The organism is Vibrio sp. CUB2 (genome assembly GCF_001557945.1).
GTDB classification, from domain to species: Bacteria; Pseudomonadota; Gammaproteobacteria; order Enterobacterales; family Vibrionaceae; genus Vibrio; species Vibrio owensii.
In genome coordinates, this window is the sequence record NZ_LNRB01000001.1 from 60,136 (window position 1) to 72,726 (window position 12,591).

The 12,591-nt window shown below is 47.1% G+C and carries 9 protein-coding genes; 4 read left to right on the forward strand and 5 right to left on the reverse strand.

The window, feature by feature from the left end; all coding sequences use genetic code 11:
- Positions 1 to 4 precede the first annotated feature (4 nt).
- Both ATB78_RS00270 and ATB78_RS00275 read right to left on the reverse strand, forming a co-directional pair.
- The gene (locus tag ATB78_RS00270) at positions 5 to 448 is read right to left on the reverse strand and encodes a PTS sugar transporter subunit IIA (protein WP_005425097.1); all 444 of its coding nucleotides are present in this window, start codon (positions 446 to 448) and stop codon (positions 5 to 7) included.
- 475 nt (positions 449 to 923) lie between these two features.
- A complete protein-coding gene (locus ATB78_RS00275) occupies positions 924 to 1,643 on the reverse strand; it encodes a GntR family transcriptional regulator (protein WP_020194774.1) in 720 nt (239 codons plus the stop codon).
- A 313-nt stretch (positions 1,644 to 1,956) separates the two neighbouring features.
- Here ATB78_RS00275 and mngA point away from each other — a divergent pair, with 313 nt between their 5' ends.
- The 3 genes from mngA to manA all read left to right on the forward strand — a co-directional run bounded on the left by mngA (position 1,957) and on the right by manA (position 8,011).
- Positions 1,957 to 3,891: a PTS 2-O-a-mannosyl-D-glycerate transporter subunit IIABC gene (gene mngA, locus ATB78_RS00280; protein WP_005435514.1), complete on the forward strand. Its 1,935-nt coding sequence runs from the start codon at positions 1,957 to 1,959 to the stop codon at positions 3,889 to 3,891.
- A 156-nt stretch (positions 3,892 to 4,047) separates the two neighbouring features.
- Positions 4,048 to 6,702: a mannosylglycerate hydrolase gene (gene mngB / locus ATB78_RS00285; protein WP_061007463.1), complete on the forward strand. Its 2,655-nt coding sequence runs from the start codon at positions 4,048 to 4,050 to the stop codon at positions 6,700 to 6,702.
- Between the two features lie 115 nt (positions 6,703 to 6,817).
- A complete protein-coding gene (gene manA / locus ATB78_RS00290; RefSeq protein WP_061007464.1) occupies positions 6,818 to 8,011 on the forward strand; it encodes a mannose-6-phosphate isomerase, class I in 1,194 nt (397 codons plus the stop codon).
- Between the two features lie 237 nt (positions 8,012 to 8,248).
- Here the strand turns inward: manA and ATB78_RS00295 are convergent, their stop codons facing one another.
- Together ATB78_RS00295 and ATB78_RS00300 are read right to left on the reverse strand one after the other, a co-directional pair.
- A complete protein-coding gene (locus ATB78_RS00295; protein WP_061007465.1) occupies positions 8,249 to 8,635 on the reverse strand; it encodes a heme-binding protein in 387 nt (128 codons plus the stop codon).
- A gap of 9 nt (positions 8,636 to 8,644) precedes the next feature.
- Positions 8,645 to 9,613 (reverse strand): aldo/keto reductase, encoded by a 969-nt coding sequence (locus tag ATB78_RS00300; RefSeq protein WP_061007466.1) that lies wholly within the window; start codon positions 9,611 to 9,613, stop codon positions 8,645 to 8,647.
- Between the two features lie 128 nt (positions 9,614 to 9,741).
- Between ATB78_RS00300 and ATB78_RS00305 the strand changes: the two genes are divergently transcribed.
- Entirely contained in the window at positions 9,742 to 10,617 is an 876-nt protein-coding gene (locus ATB78_RS00305) for a LysR family transcriptional regulator (RefSeq protein ID WP_061007467.1), read from the forward strand.
- A 9-nt stretch (positions 10,618 to 10,626) separates the two neighbouring features.
- On the opposite strand, the gene ATB78_RS00310 is transcribed toward ATB78_RS00305, so the two are convergent.
- Positions 10,627 to 12,399, reverse strand: a complete 1,773-nt coding sequence (locus ATB78_RS00310) for an SgrR family transcriptional regulator (RefSeq protein ID WP_061007468.1) — start codon at positions 12,397 to 12,399, stop codon at positions 10,627 to 10,629.
- Positions 12,400 to 12,591 lie beyond the last annotated feature (192 nt).

The following is a 12,591-nucleotide window of genomic DNA, read 5'->3' on the forward strand; positions in this document are numbered from 1 at the left end:
CCTTTTAGTATGCTTTTATTATGTCTAGCACTTGTTCCTTAGATGAAGCTTGTGCCAGTTTTGCAATGTTCTCTTCGTCCACAAACATCTCGCTCAGCGCTTGAATCACCTCAATGTGGGTATCAGAGTCTTTTGCAGCTAGGGTAATAAGAATGTTGGCAGGACCAAGGTCCGAACCAAAATCAACTGGTGAAGGGAAAATATGAATGCCCAAGCCCGTTTTTAGGACACCGGTTTCTGGGCGAGCATGTGGCATCGCCAGTCCAGGGCACAACACATAGTAAGGACCATTTTCTTCGGTCGATTGGATTATGGCATCCGCGTATTGCTGAGAAACGTAACCTTTGTCTTCTAGGTATTGCGTTGTCTTTTTAACTGCATCTTGCCATTGGTAAGCGCGGTCATTAATAACATCTACTAGTTCGTGGTCGATTAATTCATACAGCATTTTTAAACCCTATCAACAGTTCGGTTTCGATGGGTTAATTATCAATAAGAGTCGTAGAACCGCGCAAGCACGCCTCTTTTGTGCAACAAATCACAATTAAATGGCTGTCAATTTGTTTTAATGAACATAGCTCAAAAATAGACAAAGAAAGTTAGCAACAAATTTTCTTTCAGCAACATGTCAATAGGCATAATTTGAACCTCCGCACCTATCCAAACATTTCTAGAAATTCGCAATAATTTACCTCGATCACATTACGACTCTTGACTCGCTATTTATCGTGATTAGATTCAAACTTCATTTTCCACTAATTCGGCGCTAGTGAGTTTCAAACAGGGATAATCATCACACTTGTTTGCTAAAAGAAATCGAAACGTTGCTTAGTTTCAACATATAGCGAGCAGAAGGTCGGAAGAGAAAAGACACAAAAAACCCGCCGAGTGGCGGGTTTAAAATGAAATGCGTAATATCGCGCTTACGACTTATGACGTTTTGCCACCAGCGTAAACTTATAGTCGGTCGATTTAAAATAGTTGCGACTGTATTCAAACACCACATCCCCTTGCAAGAAACCACGCGTGCGCTTTTCGATGATCGGCTCAGCCGGATCAATATCTAGCAGCTCTGCAATGTCTTGCGGTGGCAGTACTGGGATGATTTCTTGTTCACTGCGATCAATCACCATGCCCTTCTCTTTCTCGATAAAGTGGTACTTAGAACCTTGCATCACTTGGTAGGTGAGATCAGGGAACATGTCTGTCGGCAGCCAAGTTTCTTCTACTGTGATTGGGTTGTCGTCAAGGTAACGAACACGTTTCACGTAAAAGACTTTGTCATCTTCATTGATGTTCAGCGCATCCGCCATCGTGAGCGATGCTTTGGTAATCTCGAACGCGACCACATCACTGTGTGTCACTGCATTTAGGTGCGCCCACTTCTCTGCAAAGCTGGTCTGCTGGTAAATGTCGTAGTTAACCTTGTTCTCTTTCACATAGGTACCACTACCCTGCACACTTTCCAGTTCACCATTTTCAATCAGCAATTTTAACGCTTGGCGAACCGTGACTCGGCTACAGGAAAATTCTTCGCGTAACTGAGCTTCGGTAGGAAGAGCCGTTCCTACTTTGTATTCGCCATCGCTGATCTTCTCGCGAATCGCATCCGCGATCTGGCGATACATTGGCAGTCTTGCCATGTTTACCTCTATAAAAACAATACAAATGACCAATCAAGTGAACTTGTTTGAGACAACTCAAGAACCGAGCACACTGGTGTGAACTATCATTGCAAGAAAGACTTGGTTTATGAGCTCTATAATACGAATTCAGGTCAACATGACAAGCACTTGTTCGCATATCGGCATACAAAAACAAGCCAAACCAATACAACAATAATACATATTTTAATTCAACTGCGATCCTGATCACGGATCATTTGTATTCAAAAGGTATTATTCACATCATTGTTGAATGCACAACAATGTCGAATGTGACAATGGGACAAAAGTTATGAAATTAACCTCTCTTACAAACCCATCGCTGATAAACCTACAAACGACGTTCGAAAGTCGTGACGCAGCGATTCGTGCACTTGCCGACCAGCTAGACCAGCAAGGCAAACTGCATAACAAGGAAGAATACCTACAAGCAGTGTTTGCTCGTGAAGAGCAAGGCCCGACGGCGCTAGGCGAAGGCTTAGCAGTACCGCACGGTAAGACAGATGCAGTAAAAGAGGCGGCGTTTGCCGTAGCCACACTAAAACAAGACTTAAAGTGGCAAGGTCTGGATGAAGACGAAGACGTAAACCTAATCTTCCTAATCGCAATTCCAAATGCGGAAGCAGGTTCAACACACATGCACCTGTTGACCGAACTGACCACAACGTTAGTGGATGACGATGTTCGTGAAGCAGTGCTCAATGCTACAAATGTAGAACAAATTTTCGCTTTGCTTGATGGTCAAGCAGAGCAAGAAGAAAAACAAGACCAATTAGATACAAATGCACCAACTATCGTTTGTGTGACGGCTTGCCCTGCGGGTATTGCACACACCTACATGGCAGCAGAATACCTAGAGAAGACAGGTAAGAAGCTGGGTTACAACGTGCATGTTGAAAAGCAAGGCGCAAACGGTATTGAAGATCGTCTGACTGCTGAACAGCTCAACAGTGCAACAGCGGTCGTTTTCGCGGCTGAAGTGGCAATCAAAGAGTTAGAGCGTTTTGACGGTATTCCTCGTGTAGAAGTGCCAGTTGCTGAGCCAATCAAGCACTCTGAGCGCATTCTTAACGAAGCGGTTGAAGCAGGTAAAGCAGGTCGAAGCGCTGGTGCTGCAGTTGCAACCAACGACAAACCGAAGAAACTACCACTTAAAACTGAACTGAAACAAGCACTTCTATCAGGTATCTCTTACGCAGTTCCTCTTATCGTTGCTGGCGGTACCGTACTTGCTGTTGCCGTGCTATTGGCACAAATGTTCAACCTACAAGATTTGTATGCAGAAGAAGGCTCTTGGCTGTGGATGTACCGCAAGCTAGGTGGTGGTCTACTGGGTACATTGATGGTTCCCGTACTGGCGGCATACACCGCTTACTCATTGGCAGATAAACCAGCACTTGGTCCAGGCTTTGCCGCAGGTATCGCTGCGAACCTTATCGGCTCTGGCTTCCTTGGTGGTGTTGTCGGTGGTTTGATTGCTGGTTACGTCATGCGTTGGGTAAAAGAAAACGTACGTCTAAACCCTGCGTTCAATGGCTTCCTAACTTTCTACCTATACCCGGTTATCGGTACTTTGGTTGCTGGCTCATTGATGCTGTTCGTTATCGGTAAACCTGTTGCTTGGCTAAACCAAGGTTTGACGGATTGGCTAAACGGCATGTCTGGCACCAACGCCCTACTGCTAGGCGCAGTAATTGGTTTATTCGTATCGTTCGACCTTGGTGGTCCAGTTAACAAAGCAGCTTACGCATTCTGTCTCGGTGCAATGGCGAACGGTGTCTACGGCCCATACGCTATCTTCGGTTCGGTGAAAATGGTCTCAGCGTTCACAGTAACGGCTTCAACCATGCTTGCACCTCGCCTGTTCAAAGACTTTGAAATCGAGACGGGTAAGTCAACTTGGTTGCTTGGTCTTGCGGGTATCACTGAAGGTGCGATTCCGATGGCTATCGAAGATCCAATCCGCGTTATTGGCTCGTTCCTACTTGGCTCTGTCGTAACAGGCGCAATGGTGGGTGCTGCTGGCGTAGGTCTATCGACTCCAGGTGCAGGTATCTTCTCAATCTTCCTACTACACGATGCAGGTCTAGGCGCATTCACTGCTGCGGCAATCTGGTTTGGCGCTGCGCTGATTGGTGCAACTATCTCGACCATCACTCTCATCATGTGGCGAGCACACGCAGTAAAAAAGGGCAAATTTGTCACTGAGGCTGCTGCTCAGCCATAACCCGAATCACTCATAGATTCGCTCAACACAAACTTTGGGCGTGGGATTTCTGCGCCCTAAATATTCGTCGGCAAACATAAACGCCGCAAAAACGAATAGAAAACAATCAAATTTAAAACAAATTAACGGCAATTATTGCCTAAGACGGTAAAAGTTATGACTACATCTCGCGTTCATATTACTCCTCACATGCACTGGGATCGTGAATGGTACTTCACTACAGAAGAGTCTCGCATTCTGCTAGTGAACAACATGGAAGAAATCATGACTCGTCTGGAAAACGATCCAGACTACAAATACTACGTTCTAGACGGTCAAACCGCAGTTCTGGAAGATTACTTCGCAATCAAACCAGAGAACAAAGAGCGCGTACGTGAGCTAGTACAAGCTGGCAAACTGATTGTTGGTCCTTGGTACTCTCAAACGGATACGATGCAAGTATCTGGCGAATCTATCGTACGTAACATGCTTTACGGATTGCGCGACTGTCTAGCGCTAGGCGAGCCAATGAAGATTGGTTACCTACCAGATTCATTCTCTATGAGCTCTCAGCTACCAGCTATCTACAACGGTTTTGGCATCAATCGCGCGATGTTCTGGCGTGGTTGTTCAGAGCGTCACGGCACAGATAAAACCGAATTCTTGTGGCAATCAAACGATGGTAGCGAAGTCTCTGCGCAAGTACTGCCATTGGGCTACGCGATTGGTAAATACCTACCGCAAGACGAAGAAGGTCTGCGCGCACGTCTAGATAAATACTTCCCAGTGCTAGAAAAACCGTCGGTAACCAAAGACATCTTACTACCAAACGGTCACGACCAAATGCCTATCCAAAAAGACATCTTCGAGGTGATGGATAAGCTACGTGAAATCTACCCAGACAAAGAATTCAAAATGAGCCGCTTTGAAGAAGTGTTCGAGCGTATTGAAGCCGAGCGCGATCAGCTTGATACCATCAGAGGCGAGTTCAACGACGGTAAATACATGCGTGTTCACCGTACTATTTCTTCAACGCGTATGGACATCAAACTGATCCACGCAGAAGTAGAAAACAAGATCGTAAACATCCTTGAGCCATTAGCGTCTATCGCATGGACTCTGGGCTTTGAATACCACCACGGTCTAATCGAGAAGATGTGGAAAGAGAGCATGAAGAACCACGCTCACGACTCGATTGGCTGCTGCTGTTCAGACAAAGTACACGCAGAGATCTTGAACCGTTACATCCTTGCGGACGACATGGCGACCAACCTGATCAACTTCTACAAACGTAAGATTGTTGACCACATGCCTGCACGCGAAGGTTGCGACAAGCTAGCACTATTCAACCTATCGCCATACGCTCGTGAAGAAGTGGTAAACACCACCATCACTATCCGTGCAGAACAGTTCAACCTGTTTGATGAAAACGGCACGCCAGTTGAGTACTTCATCCAAGATCAACGCGTAATCGACCCAGGTAAGATTGACCGTCAAATCGTTCACTACGGTAACTACGACCCGTTCATCGAATACGATATTCAAATCAAACACACTGTGCCAGCGATGGGCTTCACTACCCTACACATTCAAGCGAATGAGAAAGGCACGCAAAAAGTGGCTGAGCAGAAAGCTTTCTCATATGAAAATAGCCTGCTGGAGAACGAATTCTACCGCATCAACGTCAACGCAAACGGCACTCTGAACATCTTCGACAAAGAGACAGAGCACCTTTACGAACAAGCGCTGCGCATTGAAGACGGCTCTGACGATGGCGACGAATACGACTACTCACCTTCGCGTAAAGAGTGGCTGCTGTACTCAGACGAATTCGACGCTGAAGTGAATGTGAAGCACGAAGGCTTCCAATCTGTCGCAACCATCAAACTGCGCATGAACTTGCCTGAGAACCTACAACAACGTGAAGAGCGCACAGGTCAAAACGGTTACCTAGACGTGAACTGCCAAGTGGTTCTAAAACAAGGTACACGCCGTATTGAAGTTCGCATGGAGCTGGATAACCAAGCTGACGATCACCGCGTTCGCGTATTAGTACCAACGCCGTTTGTGTCTGAAACCGTAGTAGCAGACAACCAGTTCGGTTTGATCACTCGTCCAACGAACGATCCAGAAATGGCGAACTGGGAAGCAGACGGCTGGAAAGAAGCACCAGTGCCGGTTTACCAGCTAATGAACTTTGCCGCGGTTGAGAACGCACAAGGTGGTATGGCGCTGATGAGCAACGGTCTGCGTGAGTTTGAAGTGATTTCAAGCCAAGGCAATGAAGAGCGTGACACATTCGCCCTAACCCTTCTGCGTGGTATCGGCGTGTTAGGCAAAGAAGAGTTGTTGCTTCGTCCGGGTCGTCCATCTGGTATCAAGATCCCGACGCCAGATTCACAAGTACGCGGCAAGATCGTTTGTGAGTTCGCACTATTCGGTTTCGCGGGCAACCACATCGAAGCAAACGTAATGGCGGCGGCGCGTGACAACGTGACTCCAATCCAGTGCTACAACAAGATCCCTTACAACGCGATGAAGCTGAACGTAGGCGAGCAAAATTTACCGCTAACGCACAGCTTGCTAAACAAATCGCTAGAAGGCGCAGTACTGAGCGTACTGAAGAAAGCGGAAGACGAGGATGCACTCATCCTACGCGTCTACAACCCATCAGAGAGCGAAGTGATTAACGACACAGTGGCGTTTACTTCAGAAGTAACGTCATGGAAAGAAACACAGCTAGACGAGAAAGTACTATCAAACGAGGTAGACGCAGCATCGTTCGGTACGCTGAAACCGTGTCAGGTTAAATCTTTCCAAGTGAAGTTCTAATCCGGTTCTCAGGATAAGGCCATCGACTAGATAACCCGTCCAAACCGACTCAGGCTTGCTCTCATCGTGGAGCAAGCCTCTCCTCTTCTTTCGTTCCAATCAAGAGAATATCGCCATGCAACACGCTCTATTCAAACTGGACAATGTGATTCAAAACTACGCTTGGGGCAGCCACACCTCGATTCATGATTTATTCGGCATCGACAATCCAGCGAACGAGCCACAAGCAGAAATCTGGATGGGTGCTCATCCAAACGGGTGTTCAAAGCTTGCTGACACCAAACAACTGCTATCAGAAGTCATTAACCAAAACAAAACGCAATCGCTGGGTGATTACACCGCGGCACGTTTTGGTGAACTGCCATTCCTATTCAAAGTCCTGGCCGCTGAAACACCGCTGTCTATTCAAGTACACCCAAGTAAGCACAAGGCAGAAATAGGCTTCGCTCGTGAAAACGAACAAGGTATCCCGCTTAATGCTGCAAACCGTAACTACAAAGATCCAAACCATAAACCGGAGCTGGTTTACGCGCTGACATTTTACAAAGCGATGAACGGCTTCCGCCCAATTGAACAGATCTTATCTCTGTTTGAGCAAGCGAACATCACTGCTCTAGAGACTGAAATCAACGCACTGAAAGCCACACCAAACAGTGAAGGTCTTAAAGTGTTCTTCTCTGCAATTATGTCGTTAGAAGGCGAGCGCAAACAGCAGGCTTTGAATGAGCTTTACGCAAGTCTAGAGCGCCCTGCAAAAACCGCTATGGCACGAGAAGCTTACGGTTATATTCAGGACTTCCGTCAGCATTACGCGGACGATATTGGTCTGTTTTCGCCATTGATTTTGAACACGATTGAACTCGCTCCGGGCGAAGCGATGTTCCTCCATGCTGAAACGCCACACGCATACGTCCAAGGAACAGGTTTGGAGATCATGGCGAACTCAGACAACGTGCTGCGTGCTGGCTTAACCCCAAAGTACATCGACGTTCCTGAGCTTATCGACAACACCATCTTCAACGCGATTGACCCAGAACAAATCAAGCTCGCGCCCGTACATAAGCAAGGCAAGCTTAGTTACCCAATTCCGGTGGATGATTTCGGTTTTGAAGTGATGGCCGTTGAAGGTACAGCAACCACTCAATTCGTGCGCAGCGCAGAGATTTTGTTTTGTATCGAAGGGGAAATCTCGGTTTCTAGCCAAGACGATCACATCACTTTGAAAGCGGGTGAATCGGTATTCGTCTGCAGCAACTCAGTAAAGTACGTTTGCCAAGGTCACGGAACCTTTGCTCGCGCCTTTAACTGATTGGCAAAATAAACTGACAGCTTATTGGATAGCGGCTTTCTGTTATCCAGTAAGCACGCTCCTAACCTAGGTTTGCGCTGATTTTGTCAGTGGTCAGCAATAACCACCTTGTCACGCTCCACTTCGATGACGCTTTTCGAAGGCGAGCAGGCATTTACCGTTGATATTCGTGGTCAACTCCATCATTTTGACCATCCCCACCAATGTCTAGCGAAGAGCATTGGTGGGATTTTTTGTTTACAGCGCTTTTAATACTTCCATCGCAAGCGCTTCATCGTCTTGCTCTGCTAAACCACTGATACCAATTGCACCGACGACTTTCCCTTCTTGTTCTACAGGTACTCCGCCCATAAAGCCCGTGATCTTTGGGTCAGTCCAATAGCTCAACTGCTTACCCGTTTCACGAGCCCAAGCGCCCAGATTGCCACTAGGCTGACGGTCTCTAGCCGAGGTGTAGGCTTTGTTTTGTGCCAACAAACCAGCTTGCACACTCACATCATCCATTCGGGCAAAACCGAGCAATTCGCCATGTGTATCAACCACGGAAACTGCAATGTTTTGCTTGCGATCAGCAGCAATTTCCAATGCCGTTTGAATCAGAGTTTGAACTTGTACGTATTTCATTTTTCTCTCCTACGGGATCTCATGACCAAGGGTTTTCTCAAACAAGCCATACCAATGGCTGCGCGACAGCGTGACGTTCTCTACTTGAGCACAAGCGCGAATACGCTGTGGGTTCGCAGTACCAACAACAGGCTGAATTTGGTTTGGATGACGCGTCAGGAAGGCTAAAACAATCGCCTCAGACGACACGCCATAATCAGCTGCAAGCGCCATCACCATCTCCGCCGTCTGTCTGGTGTTGTGATCATCAGAATGTAAGCCACGCTCTGAGAATCTTCCCTGCGCCATACTGCCCCACGCTTGCAGTTGGATATTGTGCCTACGGGCATGTTCCAGTGTTCCCGCAACGTGGTCAGATGCAGACGAAGGAAGCCCCATGCCCTGCTTGATGAAGTCAGACTTAGCCAGACTCATTTCCAACTGGTTCGCCACAACAACTTCGCCCGTTGCTTGTTGGAGAAGATCAATTTGAGCACTGTTCATGTTAGAAACACCGAAGTGGTTAACTTTGCCAGCTTGTTTCAGGGCTTGTAGCGCTGTGCCAAGTTCTTCAAATTCAACCAAAGGATCCGGGCGATGCAGCATCAAAACATCAAGGTTTTCCACGCCAAGGCGCTCAAGAATGCCCTCAACAGAAGCCGTCACCCATTTAGCAGAGAAGTCATACTGCTTAACATCTTGCTCATCTCCTAGACGGATGCCGCACTTGGATTGCAGATAAATTCGTTCTCGTAACGTTGAGTCATTGGCTAAGATGCGCCCAAATACTTCTTCTGCCTTACCGAATTTGTAGATATCCGCATGATCAAAGAGATTAATGCCTACCTCTAATGCTGCCTCTACAGCGGCATAAGCTTGGTTTTCATCTTGGGCGGTTAATGGGTTGCGATTCCACTCCCCTCCAAGCCCCATGCAGCCGAAGACCAAGCGGCTAACGTTAGGTAAGGTTTTGGCGAGCGGTAGTGTTGGATTGTTCATCGTTGTTCTCACTTTTCCGATTTCTGCATTTTCAATTTCTGAAATTAACTCGAACCATCTTACCGTTCGTAAAAATTAGTTTAATACCGTAAAATCGAATTCATTATCCTCGTTAGCGAACAATCGAGATGACAGATTACAAAAGAATTGAAAAACTGATGCTGTTTGCCGAAGTGGCTCAAACACTCAACTTTTCTAGGGCAGCGGAGCAACTTGGCATTTCTAAAAGTTACCTGTCGGAACAAATCAAACGATTGGAATCGGAACTCGCTACGCCTTTGATTGTTCGAACCACACGCAGCGTGAGATTAACGGCAGAGGGTGAGTCAATCTTTGCACAAGCGGAAGATCTCAAACGCCGCGTAATGGAAATGGAAAAGAGTTTAAGTCAGCAATCTGAGCAAGTAGACGGTCTGATTCGTCTCACCGCTCCCAAGATGTTTGCTGAAGCGGTGCTGCATGATTTGTGTGTGGCGTTTCGCGCTCTACATCCAAACGTAGAATTCGAAATACTTTCTAGCTATCAAGCATTTAATCTGACAGAAACCAGCGTCGACTTTGCATTTCGAGCGACAAGAACGCCGCCCGAGAATATGATTGCGCATCACCTTTTGGACTACTACCACTGGCTGGTTTCCTCCCCTCAGTATCTGCAAGAAGAAGGCACCCCGAAGACATTAGATGATTTACAACATCATCAATGTTTAACCACACTGCACCAAAAAGAGTGGCCTTTAAAAACGGGAGCGGTTCAAACCCAAGGTTGGCTTTCTAGCAATGAAAACCGCTTACTCAAAGAATCAGCCCTGTCTGGCAATGGCATTGCACGATTAGCAAGTTACTTTGTCGAGCAAGACGTTGATAATGGCCGACTAGTGCAGGTTCTGTCGGAAGAAACTGACCACCAACACAACGCAGTATACTTAGTGTATCCGCAACTCATCTATCAATCGGCGAAAACCAAAGCCTTCATTGAATTCGTGAAGCAGTACTTTGCTCAATAACTGAGGCAGTTAATCCGCTGACCACACCGAGCGAATATCTGGCCAACCCCAGTTAGTTAAAGCGACGTCTTCTAACACACCTTGGAAGCGCAAAGTTTGTGTATGGTGGAACATAGGTGCAATCCAGTATTCGCTGACGAGTGTGGAAGCAATAGGTTCAAGCGCTTTGAGGTAACCTTCTAGCGAGGTATACGCGCGCACTTTCTCTAATTGCTCATCCAACCAAGTCGCATTCTCTTCCCCCAAGGTGTGGTGCAACACGGTATTGCTAAAGAAGTTGGTAAACGCTGATGCATGACGGTTGTCATCTAAGTTGATGTTCGTCACCACCAAGGTTTCATCTAGCGTGCCGTTTTTGGCTTTTTCGCTTAGCTCTCGGTAGGAATACATCACAATGCCGACTTTGCTTCCCGTCCCTTCAAGTAGGTTAGCAATTGCACGCGCACATCGTCTCAATGCCGTGTAGTTGTACCCCGCGATGGTGATATGTTTAGGCAGTTTGCTCTCTTCACCAAACGGTCTTAGTACGGGCTTCCACGTTGGCAGCATGTTGTAAGCAGGTACGCTGCCAAACACGATCTTTTCTTTGCGCATCACATCGGCAAGTCGTTCCGGTTGAATCAGTTCGGCGATATAACGGCGCTGCGCTTGAGACAGCGGGTACTTGGCATGTTGATTGAACAAGGCGAACAAGCAGCCGTCCTCGGTGCGACTGTGCTGACTCGCCGGGGCAGTCTCGGCATCTTGTGTCGACATGTAATGCCCGCACATGCTGTCGGCAAGCTCATCGTCTGCTTTTTCTACCTGTTTAGGCGGTGTATTCGCGGCTAGAGATGGGTTCTCCATTTTCTCATCATTGACGATCCAGATTGTCACCATGTCGGTCAGTACTCGACAGGCGTAATAGCCGTCAAAAGCTTGCAGTTTTAATCGATGAGCACTGTGTTCAATCACAGAAAAAGGGCCACTACCAATGACCAAATTGTTATTGGCAACGTTCACTTGGCTAACAGGTTGAATGCCGTACTTCACGCCAGAAATAAGCCCAGCAAAACCCAAATCTGGCTTGCTGAGGGTAAACACAACCTTGAGTGGGTTTGGCGCGGTAATGTTATCGACATGAGCTAGCTCTTTCTCATACAACTCAAGAGAACTGAGTTTGGCAAACAGGCTAACAACGGTATCAGCATCAATCGGTGCGCCATTGTGAAAAGTTAAGCCTGGGCGCAGATAAAAGGTCCATTCATAACTTTTCTCGTCATAACGCCAATGATGAGCAAGTTCTGGCTTCACCACTCCGTTGTAGTCACTCGATACCAAACAACAGTAGATTTGACGCAAGAAGAAGCGCTCACTGCTGCGGTGCAGTTGATGAGGAACAATACGCTCAAACATACGTTTATAGGTGAGCTGAATGTTGAGTCGACCTTCTTGAACAGACGCTCCCGAAGTCGTTTTGAGCAAACGTCCAAATGCCGCTTCATCTTCATCGAGGATCGCCAACGCTTTTTCGTATTTACCCAGCTTGATCCGCTCCAGTGCGAGGCTTTCTTTTAACGCACTCAACTCGATGTTCAGCAATAGCGTTGAACGCTGATTTCGTCCCGCTTTTGGGAGCCAACTTAACCACGCTTGCTCCTGCATTTGCGACAGTAAGCTGCGTGCATGGCGAGGAGAAGTGAACAGCAAGTCAGCGACTTCCTGCAATGTGGTTTTGGCTTCACTCCCCACACCAAATGGAGTGAGTCGTTGGTAGTAGCGGAACAAATTGAGATCAGACACCGCGCGCCCTCAAAAAGTGGATATAGGTTTATTTTACTCAACTTATCCGAGAGAAAATAAGAAAACTTCCAAACACTTTGTTCCCCTTTTTACCCTCACTAACGCAAAAATCGGTGAGTTAGCGCACCTTCTGGGGCTAACTAGGAATAAACCACAGAAATCTACTCTCTTTTTCAGCTCCTCTTTTCTTCG